Consider the following 24,697-nt stretch of genomic DNA (forward strand, 5'->3'; position numbering starts at 1 on the left):
AGCAACAATCAAAAGTATGGCTGCCGAATTGGCTAAAGGTCTAAAAACACCAGAAGACTTAAACCAAATGACAGCAGTCTTTAAAAAATTCATGATTGAAACTGCACTCAATACTGAACTTTCAGACCATCTCGGTTATGAAAAGCATCAGCCCAAGAAAGGCTCAAATAGCCGTAATGGGTTTAGTTCTAAAACCATTACAACTCAAGATGGACAACTGGCTTTAGATATTCCCCGTGATCGAGAAGGTTCATTTGAGCCACAAATTATCAAAAAGCACCAAACACGCATCACCAGTATGGATGACCAAATCCTCTCACTGTATGCAAAAGGAATGACTAATAGGGAAATTGTAGCCTTCTTCAAAGAAATGTACGATGCCGATGTGTCAGCATCTCTCATCAGCAAAGTTACCGATGCTGTGATTGAGCAAGTGACTGAGTGGCAAAATAGAGCCTTAGATAGCCTTTATCCTGTTGTCTATCTTGACTGTATTGTTGTCAAAGTCCGTCAGCACTCCAATGTGATTAACAAGTCCGTATACCTTGCTTTAGGCATCAATATGGATGGGCAAAAAGAATTACTGGGTATGTGGATTGCTCAGACAGAAGGTGCCAAATTCTGGCTGTCAGTCATGACAGAGCTAAAAAATCGAGGAGTACAGGACATTCTTGTTGCCTGTGTAGATGGATTAAAAGGCTTTCCTGACGCGATAGCCTCTGTTTACCCTCATACTGATATTCAACTGTGTATTGTGCATGTTGTACGCAATAGCCTGAGATTTGTAAGCTGGAAAGACTACAAGGCTGTTACGTCGGGTCTGAAAGCGATTTATCAGGCAAGTACAGAGGAAAATGCTTTAAAGTCCCTAGACATCTTCTGTGATCAATGGAATCACCAGTATCCCAAAATTGGAGAATCCTGGCGGGCCAATTGGGAAAATATCCGAACGATCTTTAGCTATCCAGCCGAAATACGTCATGCTATTTATACAACAAATGCGATTGAGTCGTTGAATAGCGTAATACGCCATTCAACGAAGAAAAGGAAAATCTTTTCATCTGATGACTCAGTAAAGAAGGTCATTTACTTAGCAACATCAAATGCTGCGAAGAAATGGACGATGCCAATTCAAAATTGGCGTTTAGCAATGAATTGGTTTACGATTCAGTTCGATGATCGATTAAAAGATCATTTATAAAAAATGGAACTTACACAAAATAATTTACAGGCTCGATGAAAGTCCAAGCATTAGAAGGCAATCTTTCTATGCTAAATTAAAACCAATGTATCTGCATTTTTAGTAGTAGACTTTTATTAATCTTAATGCCAGAGGCAGAACCAAGTACCGCATCCACGCCACACTAGGGTCAAATAGAAATATGAGATATTTGAGGTTTATCAATCGTATCTATATATTATGGAATTTTTGAATAGCCACTAAATTTGGCTACATATTAGAAATACTTAAACTTCTAAAAAGTTCAGCACACTTCAATTTTAGTTTAAATCTAACCCCAAATATTTTCCATTAGAGATATATTACTTTTGATTAAGCTAATTTCATCGTTTAATTTTTCTATTTTTTTGTTTAAAAAATCTGTTACTTCAGGATTGTCTTCACAAAGTGATTTTATAAAAGAAATATTGTGTTCCTTTTCTTGAATCTGTTTTAAGAGTTCTAATTCCTTTAATTCAAATATTTGTCCCAATTTATTACGAATTGGACTTACTCTTAGTTCATTCATTAACTCCGTTTCACAGTAGATAAATCGTTTTTGTGTCGATTGGGATGGATCAATACTCAAATATTTATAACGAACAAGTATTTTTAGTGCTCTATAAATTTCAAATTGATTTTTTTTATTAATTTTTACATTGCTACCCATTATCAATTTGACGAAATCTTTAGCCTCCCAATTCGAGATATTGTGATTCTTAAAAATTGTCATGAACTCATCATAGAAAGGTAATGGAGTAGGTTTAGTCATCAGATTGATCTCATAACGTGAAAAAAGAGGATTATAATCCGTGGATGTATAGTCCTCAATTGCTGATATTACTATTTTTAATACTTTTAGTAAAAATGACAGAATTAGCAGCAAAAATTGGGCAGTCGATCCGTCAAATAAGAAAACAATCCAACATCACACAAGAATCTCTCGCACTTCAATGTGGAATTGATCGTAGCTATATGGGGCGCATTGAACGTGGAGAGGTCAATCTCACTGTTGAAAAACTATATGAAATTGCATCTGTATTAGAAATCAACGCAAAAGAATTATTACCATAGCACTAACGTCTAATCTTGACGCATTGCTTTATTTTTTCATAGATTTTACTCTTTAAATCTAACACAATAAACTCCAAAGAAATTGGAACGTTAACAGCATGATTACAGGCGATATTAAAAGTAAAATTGACCAGATTTGGAATGCATTTTGGAGTGGTGGTATTTCCAATCCGCTTGAAGTCATGGAGCAAATGACTTATTTGCTGTTTATTCGCCGACTAGATGAAATTCAGATTACAAAAGAAAAGAAAGCCAATCGTTTAAAGAAAGCTGTAGAACATCCAATTTTCACCGCAGAGCAAGATCATCTTCGTTGGTCGAAATTCATCACTTTGGGAGATGCTGCAACGCTATATAACACTGTTGCGAATGAAGTCTTTCCATTCATTAAGAATCTGGGTGCTGAAGACGAAACGACTTATAGCCATCACATGAAGGATGCTCGTTTTACCATTCCAACACCTGCGCTTTTAACCAAGGTTGTAGATTTGGTCGCAGATGTACCAATGGATGACAAAGATACCAAGGGTGATATTTACGAGTATATGCTCGGTAAAATTGCTTCAGCTGGTCAAAACGGTCAGTTCCGTACACCTCGCCATATCATCAAAATGATTGTGGAGCTGATGCAACCAAAACCTACTGATACCATTTGTGACCCTGCATGCGGTACAGCAGGCTTTCTCGTAGCAGCAAGTGAATATCTCAATGATCACTACAGCACTGAGATTTTTGTCAACGCTGAAGCAGCAAAGCGTTTTAGTGAAGAAACCTTCTTTGGTTATGATTTTGATAGCACCATGCTTCGTATTGGTTCTATGAACATGATGCTGCATGGTGTAGAGAACCCACGAATTGAAAACCGTGATTCTTTAAGTGAGGTGCACTCGCATATTGAAAGCAAGTACAGCCTGATTCTTGCCAATCCTCCATTTGCAGGCAGTTTGGATAATGAAAGCTGTGCTAAGAATATTCAGGCTGTAGTGAAAACTAAAAAAACGGAATTGTTATTTTTAGCTTTGTTTTTACGTTTGCTGAAAACGGGCGGTCGTGCTGCGGTGATTGTGCCTGATGGTGTGCTCTTTGGTTCGTCTAAAGCACATAAAGATTTACGTCAGAAGATTGTAGAAGAGCAAAAGCTTGAAGCGATTATTTCGATGCCATCGGGTGTGTTTAAACCCTATGCTGGGGTTTCAACTGCGATAATGATTTTCACTAAAACCATGTCAGGTGGTACGGACAAGGTTTGGTTTTATGATATGCAAGCCGATGGTTATTCGTTGGATGATAAGCGTAATGAGCTGGATGCGTCTAAGCATGAAAATAATAACATCCCTGACATTATTGAGCGTTTTAAAAATTTAGATGCTGAGTCAGGTCGTAAAGCGACTGAGCAAAGCTTTCTTGTAAATAAAGCCGACATTGCTGCTAATGGTTATGACTTGTCGATTAACCGTTATAAAGAAGTGGTGTATGAGCAAGTGGAATATGAGACACCAAGTAAAATTTTGGCGGATTTAGAAGTGCTTGAGCAAGATATTTTAAAAGGAATGGCTTCGCTTAAGGAGTTGTTGAAATGACAATGGTTACTCTTTCTGATGTTACAAAGATCGTAACCAAAGGTACAACACCAACAACTCTAGGAATGGCATTTCAAGAAAATGGAATCCCATTTATTCGAGTGAATAATATTCACGACAAGTTATTAAATTTCAAAGATGATGTTTTATATATTGATGAACAAACTCATAAAAAATTAAGCCGTTCAGTAATTAAGCCTAGAGATGTATTAATCTCGATAGCTGGTTCAATTGGGCGCTCTTGTGTTGTACCTGATGATGCCCCTGATTTAAATTGCAATCAAGCTGTTTGCATTATTCGATGTGATTTTGAAAAAATCTTACCCGAATATCTAAGTTATTGGTTGGGTGGTGAAATTGCCAGAAGTCAGATTACTAATTCAAAAGTAACTGGTGTTATTCAAAATTTAAGCTTAACTCAGGTTAAAGCTTTGAACATTGATTTACCACCGCTAGCAGAACAACGCCGAATTACGTCTATTTTAGATCAAGCGAATGAGTTACGCCAAAAACGTCAGCAAGCGATTGAAAAGTTAGATCATCTTTTACAAGCCACGTTTATTGAAATGTTTGGTGATCCCAAAATTAATCCGTATAAATTTAATATAGAAAAATTAAGCAAATTTTATATTGATTCTAAAAATGGTACTAAATGTGGACCATTTGGAAGTGCATTAAAAAGACATGAATATGTTGAAAATGGAATTCCAGTTTGGTCGATGGATGTAATCACACTTAGTGGAGAATTTATTGATAATCCCTCGCTTTGGGTAACAAATGAGAAGTTTAGAGAATTAGAGTCTTATTCAGTTGAACAAGGTGACGTTATCATTTCTCGAGCTGGGACAGTCGGTAAAATGGGGGTAGTACACTCGCAATATGAAAAATCATTGATAAGTACAAATTTGATTCGTTTAAGATTTGGAAATAATCTATTACCTGAATATTTTGTAGGTCTAATGACTTATTGTAAACATCGTTTGAGTAGGCTTCAAACAGGTGCAGATGGTGCTTTTACTCACATGAACACAGGAATTCTAGATAATTTAGAGTTTCCTTCCCCCCCCATTGAAAAACAAAAGCAGTTTGTTGATTTTTTACATATGGTCAATAACAATAAGCAAATTCTTTTAAAATCATATAAAAGAATTAATGACTTATTTGTATCAATACAAAACCAAGCCTTTAGCGGAACTTTATAAAACTTTGATTTAAGATTTGAGGGAATATACATGAGTAATTTTCAGTTTTTAGAACCTGATTTTTCAAGTTTGGCTGCTACAGCCAAAGAAGCTGAAAAGCTCGTGTATATTTCCCCACAATTTGCCCTTGCTGCGGCTCGAACATCACTCGAAAACCTCGTGCTGTGGTTATATCAATACGACAAAAAACTCACCCAACCCTACGATGCAAAGCTGCAAAACCTACTCAACGACATAAAGTTTAAAGACCTGATTCCGCCCTACATTTGGGATAAAATGGATAACATCCGCATGGTCGGCAATAGTGCCGTACATGGGAAAAAGTTCAAACAGCTCACCACTGAAGAAACGGTAAAACACATCAGCCATTTATTTCTGATGTATGTTTGGTTTGAGCGTAATTATGGCTCACCTTCAAAAGACCGTTCTCAGTCAATTTTATTTAACCCAAAACTAATTCCAAATACCGACAATACGCAGCAAATCACCGCCAATAAAGAGCAACTGCAAAAAGAAACTGAAGCTAAAGAAAAAGAGTTTGCAGAGCAACACAAAGCCCTACGTGAATTAGAACAACGACTGTTTGAACAATCTGCAAACTTAGAAGAACGTGAAAAACTCCTTGCTCAAGCAGATGCAGAACGAGCGCAGATCCGTCAGCAAGTCGAACAAGCAAAAATTGCCAATAGCAAAATCGAAGACCATACTGACTATAAAGAAGACGAAACCCGAAAACTTAAAATTGACCTCTTGCTTGAAGAAGCAGGTTGGGAAATCGGAGCAACTGCACGAGAAGAAGTTGCTGTTACAGGCATGCCTAGTCCATCGGGTAAAGGTTCAGTGGATTATGTGCTATATGACAGCAACGGCTTGCCTTTGGCTGTGGTGGAAGCAAAACGCACATCGACCGACCCCGATATAGGACAGCAACAAGCCAAACTCTATGCAGACTGTTTAGAGCAACAAACAGGACAACGACCTGTTATTTTCTATACCAATGGCTATAAAACTCGAATCTGGAATGAAGTTCAAGGTGGTCCACCACGTTTGGTATATGGCTTCTATACACAAGCAGAACTGAAACGCCTGATTGAACGACGTAAAAACAATCCTGATCTGAGTAGCTTCCCGATTAATGCGGAAATTGTAGAGCGTTATTACCAAACTCGTGCCATCAAAGCTATGCTTGCAGCCTATCAACGTAAAGAGCGTGCTGGCTTACTCATCATGGCAACAGGTACAGGTAAAACCCGTACCGCCATTGCATTGGTTGATGTGCTGATGAAAGCCAATGTGGTACAAAAGGCGTTATTCCTTGCCGATCGTACATCTTTGGTCAATCAGGCTCACAATGCCTTTAAAGCCAATTTAAAAGATGCTTCATTCGTCAATTTACTTGAAGATAAAAACCAAGTGGGTCGTGTGTATTTTTCTACCTATCAAACCATGATGGGCTTAATTGACGAAAAAAATGCTGATGGTGCACGACAATTCGGCACAGGCATGTTTGACCTGATTATTATTGATGAAGCACACCGTAGCGTATACCAAAAATTTGGTGAGATTTTTAAATATTTCGATAGTTTACTCGTAGGTTTAACTGCGACACCACGAGATGAAGTCGATCGTGATACCTATGCTTTATTTGGCTTAGAAAGTGGTGTCCCAACTGATTATTACGATCTCGATCAAGCGATTACAGATGGCTATCTAGTGCCACCAAAAGCTTATTCTGTGCCTCTAAAATTCATGCGTGAAGGCGTGAAATATGACGAACTTTCCGAAGAAGAAAAACAACATTGGGATAGTCTAAACTGGGGCGATGAAGATGCGCCCGAAGAAGTCTCAGCGTCTAAGATCAATAAAGAACTGTTTAATACAGGCACGATTGATTTAATGCTAAAGCACTTGATGGAACATGGTATTAAAACCGAAGGTGGGGATCGTCTAGGCAAAACTATTATCTTTGCTGTGAATCAAAAACATGCTCAATTTATTGCAGATCGCTTCAATGAAAACTATCCACAATATGATGGTAAGTTCGCTCGTGTCATTACTCATGCCACCAAATATCCGCAAAGCTTAATTGATGACTTTAGTAAGAAAAATTTGCCTGAACCACAAATCGCTATTTCTGTCGATATGCTCGATACAGGGATTGATGTACCTGAAGTGGTCAATCTAGTGTTCTTTAAAGCGGTTCGCTCTAAAGTGAAGTTTATGCAGATGATTGGGCGTGGTACACGCCTCTGCAAAGAGCTGTTTAGCCCTGAAGATGATAAAAAAGAATTCTTTATCTTCGACTATTGTTCTAATTTTGAATATTTCAATGAAAACCCTGATGGTGCGCCTGTATCAACCACAGAGCCTTTGGGGCAAAGACTGTTCAAAGCTCGATTAAATATCTTGAGTCTACTTAATTCCAAGGACTATGAAACCGAAGATTTAAAAGTGGTTCAGCAAGATATACGTCAGAGCCTACAAACAGAAGTTAAATCGATGAACAAAGATAACTTCATTGTAAAATCTGAACTTGAGCATGTAGAACATTTCAAAAATAATGATGCTTGGAAAAACTTGGATGACCTTGCGATTGGTACATTACGAGAACACATCTCTAAATTACCAAATCAGCTTGAGCCTGAAACATTAGAAGCTAAACTATTTGATATGTTGTGTTATAACCTTGAACTGGCAGTATTAGAAAAGAACAATACCGCTATTCAAAGCTATGCCAGTAAGGTCATTGAAATCGCTTCTAAGTTAGAAGGTAAAGAAAATATACCTATTGTTGCTGAACAGATTGCCCTAATTCAAGACATTCAAACCGTTGAATATTGGAAAGGCATTACTTTACCGATGCTTGAGGCGATGCGTAAACGTATTCGTGGCTTGGTCAAACTGATTGAGAAATCGACTTCAACCATTGTCTATTCCATGCTTGATGATGAAATTGGAGAGATGCAAGAAGTTGATATTCCTGTTGTATCAACAGGTGTGAATCTTGCTCAGTACCGTAAACGTGTAGAAAGCTTTATTAAGGCGAATGAAAACCACATTACCATTGCGAAGCTAAAACGTGGTTCAACCCTTACACCGACAGATCTAAGTGAGTTAGAACGCTTTGTTTTTGAAGCTCAAGAAGTAGAAAGCCGAGATAAGTTTGAAGAATGTTTTGGTACAGAAAAAACATTGCCTTTATTCATTCGCTCATTGGTGGGATTAGATCGTCAGGCAGTTCAGGAAGCCTTTTCTAAGTATTTGCAAGGCTCAACCTATAACGAGAAGCAAATCCGTTTTGTGGAAATGTTGATTGAGCATTTAACTCAAAATGGTGTGTTAGAAGCTGCACAATTATATGAACCACCTTTTAATCAAATCCATTTTGAAGGGATTGATGGTGTGTTTGGTGATGGAGATGCGGACAACATATTTGGGGTTGTTGAAGCGTTTAATAAAGCGGTGGCTTAAACTATCAAAACAATTTAGTGAAATTAATTTATTATCATGATAAATTTTATACACTTATCTTGAGTTGTTTTAAATTCTACTATATGTGAAAAATTAAATAATGAAGAAAATTGACTTGCACATTCATACTGTTAGTACTCCCAGTGACAAACACTTTAGCTTTTGCATGGAACGGCTAATGTGGTACGTATCAGAAGGAAATTTAGATGCTATTGCAATAACTAATCATAATATGTTTGACTTAAAACAATTCCAAGAAATTAAAAGTCAGCTTGAAATTAAAATATTTCCAGGGATCGAAATTGATATAGAAGGAACACACATTTTAGTCATTGCTGAAGATAATGAACTACATGATTTTAAAATGCGTTGCGATAGAATTACAGCAATGATTCCAGATAAAGAAACATCAATATCTATTGCGGAATTTCGAGAAGTATTTGTAGATCTTTCAAATTATCTTCTAATACCTCATTATAAGAAGTCACCTGAAATCAAAGAAGAAACTTTAAATCAATTATCAAGTTTTATAACAGCTGGAGAAGTAACCAGCCCAAGGAAATTTGCCTACTCGATTAAAGATAAAAACGCTTTAGTACCAGTTTGCTTTAGTGACTTACGCATGGAAGAAAGACTAAAAGCTATTCCTGCTAGACAAACATACATAGATATCGGTGATATTACTCTTACAGCTCTTAAAGTTGCATTATCCGACAAACACAAAGTGCATCTATCTAGAGAAGATGGACACCATTTTTTTGAAGCATTAAATAATGGTCTAAAATTATCTACTGGCTTAAATGTTGTTATAGGCGAAAGATCATCAGGTAAATCTCATACTTTAAATTTAATTGCAAACCAAAATGATACTGAAGATGTAAAAATTAAGTATATTAAACAATTTTCTCTTTTACAGAAAGATGAAGATGATGAAAAGGAATTTTCAAAAAACCTTACAACTACTCATTCTAGAATCACTGAAGACTACTTAAAAGAATTTAAAGAATGTGTAGACATAATGAGAGATGTTGATATCACTCGATCAAATAGAGAACTTAATGATTTTATTGAGTCCTTACTAAAACATGCATCAGAAACAGACAGACTTGATACTTTTGCTAAAGCTAAGCTATTTACAGAGTCAAAATTTACTATAGATGACTTATCTTCACTGAAGAAGCTAGTCCAAGCTACAATGAGTTTAGCTGACTCATCGGGATTCAAGGAAATTATTAACAGACACATTTCGGATAATAGTTTAAGGCTGTTGATTATAGATTTAATAATTGAGCATAATAAAAACTATGCGATAGAATTAAAAAAATCATTTGTTAATGACATTATCGATAATATCCAATTTGAATTAAAAATGCACACATCAGCTTCACCGATCAACGAGATTAATTTATATAAGCTTGCTCTCGATCAGAAAAAAATTGACAAGTTCAATGCCTTATGTAAGTTAATAAAGCAAGAAAAAGAATTTCTAAGGAATGATATCCAAGGTTTTTCTAAGATTGCAAAAAGAAATGAATTTAATAATGCTCGAGATATTGGCTCAACTTTGGGGAAACAATTATCTTTTGTTAACGCATTTTCTCAATATGATTCGAAAGGCTTTACTTACCTCGAAGAGCTTAGAAAAATTGAATCTTTAGCTGAAACTGACTACCACAAATTATTCACAAAAATAAGCTACAACATCTTAAATGCTTCTGGTTATCAGGTATCTGGTGGGGAGCGTTCAGAATATAGGCTTTTACAAGAAATAAGCGATGCTAGTCAGTATGACCTTCTGCTAATTGATGAACCTGAATCATCATTTGATAATAGATTTCTATTTCAAAAAGTTAATACTCTAATCAAAGAAATATCCGGATATATGCCAGTGATTCTCGTAACACACAACAGTACCGTAGGTGCATCTATAAAACCTGATTATTTGGTATATACGAGTAAAAGTAAGGATTTTCAAGGTAAAGAACAGTACGAATTGTATACAGGCTATCCTACAGATAAAGTGTTAGTCAGTCTTAATGGCAAAGAAACAAACAATCATGCAGTACTACTTAATTGCTTAGAAGCAGGTAGTGAACCTTATTTAGAAAGAAGGAAAGGTTATGAAGTGCTTGAAAATTGATAATGGTAAAGGCTTTTTTTCATTAGATGGCGACAGTTGGAGTGCTTTAGATGAAATCTCTAAAGAGGATATTCTAACTATAATAAATTTATGCTTAGAAAGTAGCTTTGAGATGGATAGTCCTACTGAGGTAACAGTTCATAATAAAGCTCATGATATAATTTATAAAAATTTATATGCAAAATTTTTAGAATTAAATAACCAACGGACTAGATTCAAAGATGAGAGTGAGAATTTATTTAAAGAAGCTTTAGCCAAATATAGTTAATACAAACGATTCTAAGCAGGATGCTAAAGTGAAAAATCAACACTCGGACATCCATTCATGTCTTAGTTGGACATCCTAATAAGGTTTTAGACAAAGTTAAAAGAATTTTTTGGTTCTGAAGATGTATTGGGTGATCCTTTTAATTAGGAATTGGTAGTAGATTTATATCAAAATATGAGCCTAAGCTTATTTTGTAAGATATAAACTCTGATGTGTGCTGAATTAGTAGGAGGCTTTCACTTGGGAGATTTTAGGCAGCCAACTTGTAAAAGTCCTCTGCCATTATTTAACTAAATGGTGTCTACAAAATCGGTGGCTATTCATCAGAAGCTTTGGACGTTTCCCGCTCGCTTATCTGAACTGAAGAACAAAGGCTGATTGGTTTTAGGTGAACTTCTTAAATCCATCTATCGTTGAGAGAAGAGAATCTAAAGCTTCAGCTTCGTTTATTTCCTTTAAGCGGAACAAATTTGCAATTGAGATCATTTTCTTTACACGAATTCTAATTTGAGGAGAAATATTGCTCATATCTATATCTGCTTGATCGTTTTTTTCATTATATTCAGTGGCTAGATGCACATAATGTGATAAAGATTCATTGTTTGCGTGCATGGTAACTTTACGGCATGCATTTGAAGCAACACTCAGAATACTTGAAAAGCTACCTTGTGCTGATATTTTCATAATTGCTTTAGCTATATTAAGAGTAATAAATCTATGGCGAAAAGAATGATTGGTTAGGTGCCTCAGCGCCTCACAATACTTACTACCGTTAATAACCTTTTTTGCATAATTTTTTAAATAAGTAGATTTCAATGGTTTTCCTGTGACTGAATCGACAAAAAGAGCATCATGCTCCATATCAGGAAACATATCTTCAATTACATGGACGTATAAAAGAATAACTTGAATATCCTCGTGGGTTGTCCTCACTGATCGAGTTTTACCTTTGTATTTTCCTTTCCTTATGGGAATATTTCGGATTATTGGCTGCTTGTCACTGATGAGTAATGAATCTGCTGCCTCTTTTATCATAGTTCGGGTTATCTCGTGAGCTTCACTTATTCTAGAGCCTGTAACATCTAGTAATGTGGTTAAGGCTTCCCACCTGCTTATGAGGAATGTATTTATTCTTGGGTGGTTGGTTGTGCAGTTGATGGCATCTAGCCACATAACTAACTCGTGATCATGAACGTATTCAGCTTCAGAGGCAATGTTAATTAGTCCGACGAGTGATTCATGATGAAAGTATTCACCTGTTATACTTCCTTTCTTGAATTTAAGTTTTTCATAATGCACGCTGAATATTTTATCTGGATCTTTCCCTGTAGTACCCAGTTTCCATTCTGGATACATTTTACTGAGATAATCTATATATTCAATTGCAGTCCTTCCATGTTGAATAATAGTACCGTCTTTAATATTCCTATCTTTTGACTCCTTAATATATTGATAAAGAGTGCTATCATTAATTTCAGTCAGATTTATAGAATTATCTTCAAGGAAATCACAGAACAAATTTAAACTATATGCTTTTTTTTGAACGGTTTTTGCTAATGGGCGAATATTATATGTTTGTGAACCACCGCCATAATGAGTAATAAATGAATTAGCATCCCAATCAAACTTACCACCTTTCTTTAAAATCATGGGAAGTGGGCAATCATTGTTTTGGTCTATTCGCCTACTAGTATTGAGAAATTTAAGGTTAGGATCTTTTGCAACGACTACAGAAGACATTATTTAACCAGCCAGAGTCGATTTCTACCTAGGATTTGAGCTTGAGATAGAATAAGTTTTCTATATGCAGCATCGATTTCCTTATCTTCTCGACATTGATCTAAAAGGCTCATATAAGCTCTATAAACTTCCGCTAATGCAACACGTAATTCCTCGTTTTCAATTTTTAGTTTGTTCACTTCATTTTGTGATATTCTGGCGGTGGAATTACCTTTATCCTTCCTTTCTGATTCTGAGAGTTTAGAAAGCCTATGATTGGCATTTTTAATTGAATCAATTAGATCGTTTAAATATTTTAAGTTATGCTCAGCATGAGCCGTATTGTAAGAATAAGATATAATATTAAGATCAATATCATCCCACTTATGAACTGAAGTTTGTGAGATGGCGTTTTTTTTCATTTCCAAGCTGCTAGGTATATTTTCAAAGCATTCTATCTTATTTATGAGTTCAGTTTTTCGCTTTATAGATGAGGATATTTCAATCTTTTTGTCGATAACTGGTTTCGAAGTTTCGCCCTTTTTAAACTTTGACATAACTAAATTCCTACTTTTATGGCTTAACAAAGTAAAAGAAAACTTCGTTTCCATCAATCTTACAGAAACGGACTTGTTGACCTGTTTTTTCTTTATGTTCGTCAATCAATCTACGGACTAGTGTCTCTAACACAGTTGAAATATTTGTTGACTGTCTGGCTTTGTTAATGATGCTTCTCACTGCTTCATCACTATTAATATGCTTGTTTAATGATGCCCCTATCCGTGCAATTGTAGCCTCAGCTTCGTCGATCCATTCATCATCAGGCGACACTTCTGCATAATAGAATGTTTGATCGAGGTTAGAGTGACCCATGAACCAAGATAGCTCATCTAATCCAACTTGATCTGAGAAATTAAAATACACTACAGCAAATAGTCTTCTAAATTGGTGTGTTGATGGATACCATCTTTTTCCACCGATCAGGGGAGATTCAATCCAGTCCATAAACATATTAATGGAAACATTAATATAGTCGTCGCTTAAAGGGTGTTTAGAGTTTTCCCCGCCATCTTCACGAGCTGCACTTATTGATCTATATGACAATGCACAACCAAATAAAAATAGTTCATTCTCATCTCCTATAAAACCTCGTCTTTCTTCAAGTTCACATACCATTAAAGCGAACTCTAGACCGTAATCGTATATCAAATCAGGGATAGGTCTATGTACTTTTTCTAACTCTAACCTTTCTGAGCTTTTAGGAATTTTCATGACTATGTCAAACAAACCATCAACTGGGGATTGTACAAAACAATTACGGTTTAAAGTCCGCAATGATGTTGCTCTGCCAGCAGAGAAGCTGGCGATCAGAATCCATATTGCAGCTGTGTAAAGTCTGATAGCCATATTAACAGACATGCCATTTCTTAATTCGCTATAGTCAGATTTAATGTCATCTCCTTTTTCCCATGACGTAATAATTAAAGGTTTGAGAGCTTCTGGGATCTTAGTTGTTTTATATACATAATTCTTTATCTTTAGGCTATGTTGCCTGCTGGTTGATAAAGCTATACCAAGTTCTTTTATCCTGTTAACTTCGCCTTTAGATAAATCCGAAAGGTACTGACGAAGTGGCCCTCCATAAACGCGTGCAAAATGTAATGCTGAGGAAGTTGTATGAAGGGATAATGAAATTGGCATCAATGGAGTTTTCACTCTATCGATCATTTCATCAAAAATAGTCCTTCCCACAGAAAACAGTTTCATTGGCGAATACTGAAACTTATATTTTTGGGCAGTTCTTGCAGTAAAAAAGGCTTCCAATTTAGAGATTTCATTAGAGATTGTACTTTGACTTGGATACAGAGCAAAGTCTATGTCAAACTCTCGTGTACATGCATTATTGTATTCTCGCTTATATGCCATTTGAGAAAAAAAGCCATCATCTTTTGATTCTAAGTATTTAATTACCTTGTATTTAAGACTTTTAAACTCCCTAGTTGTAATAGCAAACTCAGTTCTTATTAAAGACCAGTTTATATCGCTCTTTGAGCTCCATTTTATTAATATAAAATTAACTGCTTTTTCAAACAAATCCCTCTCTACATTGAAAGATAACAAGTAATGTTTCAACTCTTTTAATTTGATTTGCTCTAGGCTTCTAACTAAAGGTTCGCTCTTGGAAATACGAAATTCATTTGCATGGTAGATGAGATGAATTACAGATATAGCGATATCCGAAATCCTAGCTGGTCTTGTAATTTTACCTGTTGTATCAAGAAAAAGAAGACTGTTACGGATATCTATTAATAATGCTTCATTAATTTTGTCAGTTAGATACTCATTATCTGCAATCTTTTGTTTGAATTCAAACTTTTGGGCTTTGTTAATGTTTTCCTTATAGAAGGATAAATTAATACCAACTTTGGATAAGTACCAAGTTTTATCATTTATAGACTCGTTCAACATCCATCGAGGTTTAGGGTAAGAGGAATTAACAATGGTCTCTGGCAAGTCATTAGGGTCTATGCGTTCCTTTATAGGGCTTAAATTACTTTTCATTATTTACACACCTAATAACTATTTTTCTCGACATTTAACTGTGCTTTCCTAAGCATATGCTTCATCATTACTGAGGACTCTTGCCCAATCTTATCAAGTACATCTTTACAGTTTTTCTTTAACTTCTCATCTTTACCATTTTTCGCATACTCTATAGCTAACTGAAGGTTTAGATCAGATACACAAAAATATAGTGGGATATCTTCCTCATTATCTATACAAGGGTTAGTTAGTTTTTCGTATAAATTACCTCCCATATCTGGATTATTGAAAACTTGTTTTAGCTGTAATTTAAATTCGGCCTCACTCATATTTAGTGACTTGAAAGGTAATTTATCAGATGAGGTTGCCATAAACAGAAATATCTTCTGAAAGTTTCTTATTTTGAGTCTGTAAATTATTTCAGTTAAATATTTCGGGATGTAACGATTGAGGGTTGTCTTAACAGTATTACCAAAATATGTCGCAGTCTTGATGGAGTCGCCATTTGATTTTAAATAAATTAAAACACCTTTTGATGTTCGTACTTTTTTTAATGTAGCTTCCTGCAAAGTCGTGTTCTGAGATGAGAGCGTCAAGCAGAACTTATTAAATTTATTTTGGAATGTTTCAGGACATGGAACAGTGACACCCTGACAAATTAGGCAAACCCATAGATCTCGTATTCCCAAGGTCTCTCTGATTCTTGCTGTCATTTCTAATGCCATTCTTAAGCAAGTTGCTGCATTTATTTCATATGCATCTATATCGGCTAATGATTTATAAGATCCTTCTGCCTTTCTTGAGCGAGCGTTTCTAGCTCGTGGTTTTAAAGCTTTAATTCTTACAGAACCCTCATCATCCACTATAACAAATTCATGGCCGTGACCGTCAGATGATATTTTTACTCTATAAAGCGAGTACGGATTAATCCCTAATTCTTCTGTGATGATGGTTTGCATCGCAGATGCAATACTGCTTGTTAAGCCTAGATATCCAAGGATATCTTCGCTTATAGCGAGACCGTTAATATTATGTTTAGTTTTGCCATTTAGTAGATCATTAAAGTAATGATCGTAATAAGCAGTTAAATTATTTAAGCGTAGTGGATGTGCGCTATTAAAAGGGTTTATCTTTGACTTAGAATTGCTGTCTTTTGTTCTACTTATGAGAAATTGAGGGTGGTTCATGAATTCATCAAACTGGCTTTGCTCTATGATGATATTTTTATTACAAAACATTTTGTACCCCTGAAAAACAATCTCTTGGGCGTTTTTCACAAGGATATACAAGTTATATGAAAGTTCGCTCTTTAAAGATTCGATAAACTGGGGAGTGTTTATGTATTCATCACGCTTTTTTTCATCATACATGTCCACTTCACATATGAGTGGGTTGTTTTTTCGCACCTTTTCCGTATTTGTACACCTACGCAAATTGTCCGGCATTTCAAAGTCTTCTGGTAATAGGCTATGTTTAACTAACACATCAAGTGAGTTCTTAACGTTCTGGAATTTACCATACGCAGTATTTCTTTGATATTCATCAAGCAAGTTACCTCTATATTTTAAAAGCTCACCTTGAATAATTCTGGGATGTTTATACCACTCAATATTAGTTGATGAAATTTGCTCTAAAAATTGAATTAAGGGTCCTCTATGATGTTTCTTATGCTTAAAACTGTTAACGTGCTCTTTTAATCTATTCGCAATTTCTGGAGTGCAGGTGGAGTTTAGTATTTTCTTAAAGTTCTTATCGGCGCCGGATTCATGTGCGAAAAGATTTGATATTTCTTCTGGTATAATTTCTGACTTAATTAGTTTGAATTGAGATTCAGTTGGTAAAGTAAGAAAATTATCTAGTTTATTTAGTTCTTTCTTGTTAAAAAATTCTGTATTAATTAATCGTTTAATCATCATTATAAGATTATTGATTAAGGCCAGGCTGCTTTTAAAAGTGTGTCTTTTGCAAAGGTCTATTCGAATATATTGTAGGCTTTTAGCTAGTTCACCTGAATCGTTATTGTTAAGCGGTTCATACAGTATTGCTATGTATCTTTTCATTAAAAATGATAGTTGGGTTTGTCGCTGCTTATTCGACTGAGATATAAAATTAGAAATTAAATAATAAACATCAGCATTCAAAATTCCTGATAAGTATTCAAGTCTTAGCACAACAGTAGGTGAGAGGGGGGCATCTTTAGCATTGTCTACTGTATCTGATTTGGAAAGGTCATTATTGAACTTGAGAGAAACCTCGAATGGAATTTTCTCAGCCTTACAGGCTTCGTATTGAGATTCAGTGAGAGTACACATGAGAGAAGATAGATCATCGACATTTCCGCCTTTGAAATAGCTCTCATCAATCATGTACTTTATGAGCAAGCAAATCTTTTTATACCTTTCATTTGCATATTTAAATTTATTTTGCTGGCAAAGGTCCGCACGAATGTAAGTAAGGTTAAGAATTAGCTCGGTTGTATCATCATTGTTGAAAGGTGAATGGATCAGTTCGATGTACCGAATCAAGATAAGGGAAAGTAAGGGTTGCTGATTCGCGCTCTTAGAATCAATCCATTTTCTGACTAACGCACCTACACCAATAAACGTAGATATAAAAATGAGCCTTTCGTCATGATTTATCACAACCATTCTCTTTTTGATAGTTTCAACTAGTGAAGATGTTCTAGTTTTATATCAAAATTTCAGTTATTACAATAATATTTGAATAGTGAAAAGTTAGTTGTAAGGTGACACTTTGATGTGATTCCGAAGGTCGAGAAAGTCTGGGCGGAATTCCGTCCTGTTGAAGCAGAAGTTGTACATCTTCCAGAAAATTGTCCCGTCTGTGATTCACCAGTGGTCATGCCGGAAGGTGAGGCCTTGGCTCGTTGTTCAGGTGGCCTGTATTGTGCAGCGCAGCGTATTGAGGCGATTCGTCATTTTGTTTCACGTAAAGCACTGGATATTGAAGGTTTAGGCGATCGTTGGGTGGAATCACTTTTGCATCTCGACTTGCTCAAAGATGTGGCTGATATTTATCATTTACATGAACATCGCGCGACCTTATTGACCATCGAGAAAATGGGTGAGAAATCGGTTCAGAACCTGATTGATGCAATTGAAGCCAGCAAGAAAACCACGTTGGCACGCTTTATTTATGCCTTGGGGATCCGTGGGGTAGGCGAGACTACAGCGCGTATGCTGGCGAATACGTTCCAGACGCTTGAAGCTCTGAAATCAGCAGATATTGAAGCACTCAAGAAAACGCCTGATGTCGGTGATATTACCGCAGAATGGATTGCTGATTTCTTTCAGGCACCGCATAACATTGAGGTACTGGATCGCTTAATGGCAGCAGGCATTCATTGGGATGCACCGACTGCGCCAACGCGTCAACCGTTGAATGGTGAGAGCTGGGTGGTGACTGGAACGCTGGAAAGCATGGGACGTGATGAGGCGACACAAAAGCTGCAAGCTTTAGGTGCCCGTGTCAGTGGCAGTGTGTCCAGTAAAACCAAATGTGTGGTGGCTGGCGAGAAAGCGGGTAGCAAGCTGGATAAAGCGCAGAAACTGGAAATTCGCGTAATGAATGAACAAGAGTTTTTAGAGTTCTTGCAACACTATGAAGCATAGATTCTTGATTTAAATTTTGAATCAGTGCGAATTGATAAAAAGGCGGCATCAATGCCGCCTTTTTCTTGTATCAAATATATTTTTTCACAATACCATCATCCAGCAATTGCTGGAAATGTTCACAGACACTTTCACGCACATCGCGATATTTAATGCCGAGTTCTCTGACACTGCGTTGCGCATTAAAATAAATCGGATAGCCCATATTCAATTTTACAAATTCACGTGAATGGCCGAGGACTGGCGCGACAAAAGCAAAGGCGGTCTTGGGCACAGTAAAATGCGGGAAGGGAAACTTATAGCCAAACTTCTGAGTAAGTGCTTTGCCCATGTCCAATAAGCTGAGTGTGCCACCACAAATGATATAACGACCGTGTGCTTCCGGATTCAATGCAGCGGCGACATGGGCATCGGCCACATCACGTACATCAACAATGCCATTCCACATCGGTGGTACACCAAACAAGGTGGTACCATTACCAAACTGTTGCAATACTTCAATACTGCCTGACTGACTGGCATCGGTAAGGGATGGACCCATCACTAACGCTGGGTTAATGCACACCAGATCCCAACGATCTTGCTGTTCTACCATTTCCCAGGCTTTGCGTTCGGCCATGACTTTGGAATAAGGATAAGGCTGGTGTGTTTCGCTACTGGTGGTGTTCCAGTGATTTTCATCAAATTCATTATTGGCGGTATTTTGAATCTCAACTGCATCGCCATAGGTTGAAGCAATGCTTGATGTCAGCACTACACGTTTGACTGACTCGGTGCGATTAACGCTGTTCAAAACATTTTCTGTGCCTTTCACCGCCGGCTCAATAATGTCTTTAACGGCATCTTTATAGTTGGTGACCACGAACGGCGAGGCGGTATGAATCACGATTTCGCAATCTTTCATTGCTTCATCAAATGAACCTGTTTCAAGCAAATCTGCTTTGAAAAACTGGATGTGCCCGGATGATTGTTCTGCCAGATCATAGAGATGCTGGATCTTGTTTTTCTTTGATGGATCACGCACTGTGGCATGAACCGTATAACCTTGCTTGAGCAGGCGTTCAATAATCCAGCCTGCAATATAACCCGTCGCGCCAGTGACCAAAATCGGTTTACTTTTATCCATTGTGGTTTCCACATTATGTTTTTGTGATTGCTGTTATTTACCGAATTTTGCTTAAACAAACAACAGCTGGGCAGTCATTTTTTAGGCTTTTTTGATCAAAACTTCGGCGAAATAAGAAGCATTGCTAATCGTTACAAAAAATCAAACAAATGATTTTCAATAGAATTATCCATTTTTAAAGCAATAAATGATATGCAAAGGCTTATTTTATTTAGATAAATTCGGCTAACCAGAACTGTAAATGCGTATGTTTCTCATTTTAATTTTATAAAAATCATAAACTTACACACTTTTATTTTTGCAATTCTATTATAACTTGGCCATAATATTGTCATTCGATAGGAGTAAGTATTATGCGTGGCAATCCAGAAGTCATCGACTATTTAAATATGCTCATTGGCGGTGAATTGGCTGCTCGTGATCAATATTTAATTCATTCAAGAATGTACGAAGATTGGGGCCTGAACAAGATCTATGAGCGTATTGACCATGAAATGCAGGAAGAAGCATCTCATGCCGATGCCATTATTCGTCGTGTTCTGTTCCTTGGTGCTCAACCGAATATGAACCGTGAAGACATTAATGTCGGTACGGATGTTGTCAGCTGCTTAAAGGCGGATTTGGCACTTGAATACCATGTCCGTGAAAAACTGGCAGTGGGTATTAAACTGTGTGAAGATAAAGGCGATTACATTAGCCGTGATATGTTGCGTCAGCAGCTTTCAGACACAGAAGAAGATCATACCTACTGGTTAGAAAAGCAATTACGTTTAATTGAATTGATCGGTTTGCAGAATTATATTCAGTCACAAATCTAATTGAGCCGTTTGAATGTGTGCTGCAAAAGAGAACTTCATCTGAAGTTCTCTTTTTTTTGTAAGGAAGAAATATAAGACTTAGAATTTTTTACTATAGTTCACAAATAAGCGGTCTTCACCAAAGTCATTACCATGTTTCACATCATAGTCGATGCGGATGTACTGCAAAGCAAAGCCTTTGAGATACGGCTGTTGAAAGGCATAATTCACAATAATATTGGACTCGGTCTCATGGTTTTTCTCACCATTGGCTGCCTTAAAGTCATGTCCATAGACATATTTCACCATCGCATTCAGCCCAGGCACATAGTCCTTAAAATCATAGCCATACATCAGGTGATATGACTTTTCATTCTTTTTAAAGAAACCTGTGGCATTCCAGTTGATAAAATAGGTTTCAGGCAGGAAACCGTCAGGTAAAGGATAAGCAGACTCCCCGATAATCTGTTGATAGCCCAAACCAAAAGACTGATTATTTAGTTTTAGCATTTCCAGAACACCAATATTTTGCGCATCAATATCAAAGTTGCTACCGTCATTTTTGGCATTGAAATATTTAAACTTGGAATTCAGGGTGAAGCCGGGTTGTTTCCAGGTATGCTCTAGCCCGACATAGTGTTTATTGTAGAGGTCTTCTAAATTACCAAAGTAGTATTCGGCCTTCAATGATGGCGTGAGCTGATAGCGCAGATCCAGATAATTTAAGCCATCGGAATATTCAGTTTTACCATTGGCAGTAAAAGAAAATTTACGGAAATCTTCTTCATTGCGGGGCGATACTTTGGTGACACGGCCTATTTCGGCATAGAGCTGATCAGAGAGCTGTGACTTTAAATTGGTACCCCAATAAGAAGCCAATAACTGGCGACTGGCATCTACTGCCGTTACAGGCAAATCCAGCCAGAGTTCACCGACACTGAGCAGTGTTTTGTCATAGCCCAGTTTCAGGGTCGCACCATATTTTAAATAATCAGAGGCTTGTGATTGGGTTTGGTTGTCAAAGGGCAACACGGTATCCACCACATGCTTATCCTTGCTTAAACGGACTGCATATTGTACCGAAGCATCCGCCCCAATGGTGATTGCTTTGTCTGCGATTTGCAGTGGTGTATCCTGCATATTGGATTTGTAGAATAAAGACGCCGCTTGTGACCAGCTTCCCGTATCTTTCAGGCTTGGGTTGTCATAGTCGCGATTGATATAGGCATTTTTCAGGGTAAATTTCCATTCATCCTGAGCGGGCTGGGTCATCTCGGCAGCAAAAACCATTGGGCAAGCCAAGCCGCCCATTGCCAATAAGGTTGCAACCGTTAAGTGTGAAGGGGAAAAGTGCTGTAATAATTTCATAATCCATATCCGAAGTCAGTGCACCAGTCCTCGGTGCACGGAGTTTTATTGCTGAGTCAATGTAGGTTGGGAGTTAAAGCGGGTCGCGGGTTGGGCCGCAACAGAGACTTTTAAATTCACTAAGAAAATGGCGAGTGCCGCGATAATGCCGGGAATTGCGATGGCGAGAAAATTCATCTGATGGGGCAGTTCAAAGGTCAGCAAAGCACCGGTTAACACAGGACCGATGATGGCACCAATTCGACCAATGCCTGAGGCCCAACCCATACCGGTTGAACGTACTGCGGTAGGGTAGAATTGGGCCACAAAGGTATAGAGCAAAATTTGTGAGCCAATGGTTGCGGCACCAGCAATTGCAATCAGGCTGTATAAAATAAATTGTGGGCTATTGAAACCCAGTAAGATCAGGGCACCTGCGCCAATGACGAACATACTGGTAATGACAGGTTTTAAGTGGAATTTATCCGCTAATGCGCCCCCGCCAATCGCACCGACCATACCGCCAATATTCAGTGCGAACAGGAACAGCATACTGGCACCTAAAGAATAGCCCGCCTGTAGCATCAGTTTTGGTAACCAGCTACCTAGCGCATAGACCATCAACAGACACATAAAGAAGGCAATCCAGAACATAAAGGTGCTAAAGCTACGACCTTGCTGGAATAGGGCACGAACAGGGGCATCAGTGCTGGTACTTTCATTTAGAACCAGCGCTGAGTTGTGGGTTAATTCAGTTTCAGGTGAAATTTTAGTGACAATCATTTTGGCTTGCTCGTGATGATTCGATTTCACTAAGAAAGCCAATGACTCAGGCAGGAATTTCCAGATCACAGGCAAAAGTAACAGGGGAATGCCTGCAATTAAAAACATGATCTGCCAGCCCATGTCTTTGACTAACCATGCACCCAGTAAGGCAGAACTCATGCCACCAATGGCATAGCCGCTAAACATCAGTGCGACTAAGGTACTGCGAATTTTTTTCGGCGCATATTCGGTCATCAATGCGACAACGTTTGGCATCACACCACCAATGCCAAGTCCCGCGATAAATCGTAAAATGGCAAATTCAGTGGGGCTTTTCGCAAAAGCACCTAAGAAGGTAAAGCCACTGAATAAAGTGACACAGATCAGAATGGTTTTTTTACGCCCCAGTTTGTCTGAAAGTGTGCCAAAAATCATGGCACCAAACATCATTCCGAACAACGCTGCACTGGCAAGCAATCCTGCTTGCACGGCAGTCAGTGACCATTGCTGCATCAGCAGGGGTAAGGCGACGCCGTAAATAACCAGATCATAACCGTCAAAAATAATAATGATCAGACACCAGATTAAAACCTTCCAGTGAAATGCGGTAAAACGGGCTTTATCAATAGTGTCATTAATATTGACCTTGTTTGTATCCATTGCTTCACCTCCAATTTGTGAAGTATCGAGTTATTTTTTATTAAACTATTTTGTTATCGAGGTAGAGTCAAAAACCTAATTGATATATCTTTATGTCTTTAAAGTATTGTGGTTTTTATTGTTTAAATATTTGAAAAATATTGTTTTTAATTTATGTTTTTATGCTGCGGAAGGCTTTGTTGCACAAAGATTTGAAAGGCAAAGCGCCCCTAATTGAGCCAAATTTAAGGCGTAACTTGGGTAAGTGGTCGACCTAATTCCGTAAATCTGTTGAGGACTGCTACACGTGCATGAACCTCATTGACTTGGCTATCAAAGCTCCTTGCACTGAGTTTATCTCTTAATAATTTGATGCAGTGCATTTTAGTCTCAACCAAACTTCGGCGATGATAGCCTGACCATTTTTTCCATAGTGTCCTACCTAAACGTTTAATTGTTCGAAGTAATTCATTTCGCTCTAGCGAGCTACTCTTTGTATCTTTCCATGGTTTCGCATTTTTTCTAGGTGGAATCACCGCATGTGCTTGCCGATCTGCAATGACCTGACGGCATTGCTTGGTGTCATAAGCTCCATCGGTATAAACAGAGTCAATCTGCTCATCTTGTGGAATCTGATTAAGTAAATCACCAAGCACCTGTGAATCACAGACATTATTGGTTGTGAGCTGAATAGCGCGTATTTGTAGGGTTTTGGCATCTATACCAATATGTAGTTTACGCCATTGGCGACGATATTCAGCTCCATGTTTCTTGCGTTTCCATTCGCCCTCACCTAGAAACTTCATCCCTGTAGAGTCTACGAGTAGATGCAGCCCATCGCTACTTTTTTGGTAGCTGATTGCAATATCAATATGCTTTTGTCTTCTACAAAGCGTACTGTAATCTGGTGCGGTCCAATTTAATCCGCAAAGTTTAATCAGACTTTGCACAAAGCCAGTGACCATACGTAAAGATAGACGGAATAAGGATTTAATCATTAAGCAGCATTGGATGGCTGCGTCGGAGTAGGTTTGATTTCGCCCTTGTTTGCCTTTTGATGGAGCATACCATTGCGTAGCAGGATCAAACCAAAGGGCAATATTTCCGCGATTAATGAGTGCTCGGTTATATGCGGGCCAATTGGTTGTGCGGTAGATTTTGTGTGTAGGCTTCT

Annotated in this window: 17 protein-coding genes and 1 pseudogene; 9 read left to right on the top strand and 9 right to left on the bottom strand. The window is 37.5% G+C overall.

Annotation, left to right across the window (positions count from 1 at the left end; all coding sequences use genetic code 11):
- The first annotated feature begins 7 nt into the window (after window positions 1-7).
- Entirely contained in the window at window positions 8-1,201 is a 1,194-nt protein-coding gene (locus tag ACINWC323_RS00380; RefSeq protein ID WP_221408631.1) for an IS256-like element ISAba26 family transposase, read from the top strand.
- Window positions 1,202-1,511: 310 nt separating this feature from the next.
- On the opposite strand, the gene ACINWC323_RS00375 is transcribed toward ACINWC323_RS00380, so the two are convergent.
- Window positions 1,512-1,991 (bottom strand): hypothetical protein, encoded by a 480-nt coding sequence (locus ACINWC323_RS00375; protein WP_009516304.1) that lies wholly within the window; start codon window positions 1,989-1,991, stop codon window positions 1,512-1,514.
- Window positions 1,992-2,086: 95 nt separating this feature from the next.
- Here ACINWC323_RS00375 and ACINWC323_RS00370 point away from each other — a divergent pair, with 95 nt between their 5' ends.
- The 6 genes from ACINWC323_RS00370 (at window position 2,087) to ACINWC323_RS0119440 (ending at window position 10,954) form a co-directional block, all read left to right on the top strand.
- The gene (locus ACINWC323_RS00370) at window positions 2,087-2,293 is read left to right on the top strand and encodes a helix-turn-helix domain-containing protein (RefSeq protein ID WP_009516296.1); all 207 of its coding nucleotides are present in this window, start codon (window positions 2,087-2,089) and stop codon (window positions 2,291-2,293) included.
- A 98-nt stretch (window positions 2,294-2,391) separates the two neighbouring features.
- Entirely contained in the window at window positions 2,392-3,873 is a 1,482-nt protein-coding gene (locus ACINWC323_RS00365; RefSeq protein ID WP_009516303.1) for a type I restriction-modification system subunit M, read from the top strand.
- Window positions 3,870-5,075 carry a restriction endonuclease subunit S gene (locus ACINWC323_RS00360; RefSeq protein WP_009516317.1) on the top strand — a complete coding sequence of 402 codons (1,206 nt, stop codon included), beginning with the start codon at window positions 3,870-3,872 and terminating at the stop codon, window positions 5,073-5,075. Before ACINWC323_RS00365 ends, ACINWC323_RS00360 begins: the two co-directional genes overlap by 4 nt.
- A gap of 30 nt (window positions 5,076-5,105) precedes the next feature.
- Window positions 5,106-8,546, top strand: a complete 3,441-nt coding sequence (locus ACINWC323_RS00355; protein ID WP_009516302.1) for a DEAD/DEAH box helicase family protein — start codon at window positions 5,106-5,108, stop codon at window positions 8,544-8,546.
- 100 nt (window positions 8,547-8,646) lie between these two features.
- Window positions 8,647-10,686, top strand: coding sequence for a PHP domain-containing protein (locus tag ACINWC323_RS00350; protein WP_009516293.1), 2,040 nt, complete (start codon window positions 8,647-8,649; stop codon window positions 10,684-10,686).
- A complete protein-coding gene (locus ACINWC323_RS0119440; RefSeq protein WP_019767926.1) occupies window positions 10,667-10,954 on the top strand; it encodes a hypothetical protein in 288 nt (95 codons plus the stop codon). Before ACINWC323_RS00350 ends, ACINWC323_RS0119440 begins: the two co-directional genes overlap by 20 nt.
- A 384-nt stretch (window positions 10,955-11,338) precedes the next feature.
- Here the strand turns inward: ACINWC323_RS0119440 and ACINWC323_RS00345 are convergent, their stop codons facing one another.
- Genes ACINWC323_RS00345 through ACINWC323_RS00330 form a run of 4 tightly spaced genes read right to left on the bottom strand, consistent with a single transcriptional unit; the run spans window position 11,339 to window position 17,865 of the window.
- Window positions 11,339-12,694 (bottom strand): site-specific integrase, encoded by a 1,356-nt coding sequence (locus ACINWC323_RS00345; protein ID WP_009516298.1) that lies wholly within the window; start codon window positions 12,692-12,694, stop codon window positions 11,339-11,341.
- On the bottom strand, window positions 12,694-13,230 hold the full coding sequence (locus tag ACINWC323_RS00340; RefSeq protein WP_009516294.1) for a hypothetical protein: 537 nt from the start codon (window positions 13,228-13,230) through the stop codon (window positions 12,694-12,696). Before ACINWC323_RS00340 ends, ACINWC323_RS00345 begins: the two co-directional genes overlap by 1 nt.
- Before the next feature lie 16 nt (window positions 13,231-13,246).
- Entirely contained in the window at window positions 13,247-15,235 is a 1,989-nt protein-coding gene (locus tag ACINWC323_RS00335) for a hypothetical protein (RefSeq protein ID WP_009516320.1), read from the bottom strand.
- Window positions 15,236-15,246: 11 nt separating this feature from the next.
- Entirely contained in the window at window positions 15,247-17,865 is a 2,619-nt protein-coding gene (locus ACINWC323_RS00330) for a hypothetical protein (RefSeq protein ID WP_171062235.1), read from the bottom strand.
- 108 nt (window positions 17,866-17,973) lie between these two features.
- Here ACINWC323_RS00330 and ACINWC323_RS00325 point away from each other — a divergent pair.
- Window positions 17,974-18,849: pseudogene (locus ACINWC323_RS00325) on the top strand (helix-hairpin-helix domain-containing protein); the annotation flags it as partial.
- A 70-nt stretch (window positions 18,850-18,919) separates the two neighbouring features.
- On the opposite strand, the gene ACINWC323_RS00320 reads toward ACINWC323_RS00325, so the two are convergent.
- The gene (locus tag ACINWC323_RS00320; protein WP_009516305.1) at window positions 18,920-19,975 is read right to left on the bottom strand and encodes an SDR family oxidoreductase; all 1,056 of its coding nucleotides are present in this window, start codon (window positions 19,973-19,975) and stop codon (window positions 18,920-18,922) included.
- Window positions 19,976-20,328: 353 nt separating this feature from the next.
- Here ACINWC323_RS00320 and ftn point away from each other — a divergent pair, with 353 nt between their 5' ends.
- Window positions 20,329-20,793 carry a heteropolymeric bacterioferritin subunit Ftn gene (ftn, locus tag ACINWC323_RS00315; RefSeq protein WP_009516307.1) on the top strand — a complete coding sequence of 155 codons (465 nt, stop codon included), beginning with the start codon at window positions 20,329-20,331 and terminating at the stop codon, window positions 20,791-20,793.
- 78 nt (window positions 20,794-20,871) lie between these two features.
- Here ftn and ACINWC323_RS00310 read toward each other — a convergent pair whose 3' ends face one another.
- From ACINWC323_RS00310 to ACINWC323_RS00300, 3 genes are all read right to left on the bottom strand, one after another.
- Window positions 20,872-22,140 (bottom strand): OprD family outer membrane porin, encoded by a 1,269-nt coding sequence (locus ACINWC323_RS00310; RefSeq protein ID WP_009516315.1) that lies wholly within the window; start codon window positions 22,138-22,140, stop codon window positions 20,872-20,874.
- Window positions 22,141-22,185: 45 nt separating this feature from the next.
- Entirely contained in the window at window positions 22,186-23,544 is a 1,359-nt protein-coding gene (locus ACINWC323_RS00305) for an aromatic acid/H+ symport family MFS transporter (RefSeq protein ID WP_009516309.1), read from the bottom strand.
- Window positions 23,545-23,768: 224 nt separating this feature from the next.
- Window positions 23,769-24,697: IS5 family transposase (locus tag ACINWC323_RS00300; protein ID WP_009509646.1), on the bottom strand; the 929-nt coding region annotated here is incomplete at its 5' end.

This window comes from Acinetobacter sp. WC-323 (assembly GCF_000314615.1).
Classification (GTDB): domain Bacteria; phylum Pseudomonadota; class Gammaproteobacteria; order Pseudomonadales; family Moraxellaceae; genus Acinetobacter; species Acinetobacter courvalinii.

Coding starts and splice junctions, on each gene's coding strand:
- ACINWC323_RS00375 (WP_009516304.1), bottom strand. CDS start 1,991: ATGACTAAACCTACTCCATTACCTTTCTATGATGAGTTCATGACAATT.
- ACINWC323_RS00370 (WP_009516296.1), top strand. CDS start 2,087: ATGACAGAATTAGCAGCAAAAATTGGGCAGTCGATCCGTCAAATAAGA.
- ACINWC323_RS00365 (WP_009516303.1), top strand. CDS start 2,392: ATGATTACAGGCGATATTAAAAGTAAAATTGACCAGATTTGGAATGCA.
- ACINWC323_RS00360 (WP_009516317.1), top strand. CDS start 3,870: ATGACAATGGTTACTCTTTCTGATGTTACAAAGATCGTAACCAAAGGT.
- ACINWC323_RS00355 (WP_009516302.1), top strand. CDS start 5,106: ATGAGTAATTTTCAGTTTTTAGAACCTGATTTTTCAAGTTTGGCTGCT.
- ACINWC323_RS00350 (WP_009516293.1), top strand. CDS start 8,647: ATGAAGAAAATTGACTTGCACATTCATACTGTTAGTACTCCCAGTGAC.
- ACINWC323_RS0119440 (WP_019767926.1), top strand. CDS start 10,667: ATGAAGTGCTTGAAAATTGATAATGGTAAAGGCTTTTTTTCATTAGAT.
- ACINWC323_RS00345 (WP_009516298.1), bottom strand. CDS start 12,694: ATGTCTTCTGTAGTCGTTGCAAAAGATCCTAACCTTAAATTTCTCAAT.
- ACINWC323_RS00340 (WP_009516294.1), bottom strand. CDS start 13,230: ATGTCAAAGTTTAAAAAGGGCGAAACTTCGAAACCAGTTATCGACAAA.
- ACINWC323_RS00335 (WP_009516320.1), bottom strand. CDS start 15,235: ATGAAAAGTAATTTAAGCCCTATAAAGGAACGCATAGACCCTAATGAC.
- ACINWC323_RS00330 (WP_171062235.1), bottom strand. CDS start 17,865: ATGGTTGTGATAAATCATGACGAAAGGCTCATTTTTATATCTACGTTT.
- ACINWC323_RS00320 (WP_009516305.1), bottom strand. CDS start 19,975: ATGGATAAAAGTAAACCGATTTTGGTCACTGGCGCGACGGGTTATATT.
- ftn (WP_009516307.1), top strand. CDS start 20,329: ATGCGTGGCAATCCAGAAGTCATCGACTATTTAAATATGCTCATTGGC.
- ACINWC323_RS00310 (WP_009516315.1), bottom strand. CDS start 22,140: ATGAAATTATTACAGCACTTTTCCCCTTCACACTTAACGGTTGCAACC.
- ACINWC323_RS00305 (WP_009516309.1), bottom strand. CDS start 23,544: ATGGATACAAACAAGGTCAATATTAATGACACTATTGATAAAGCCCGT.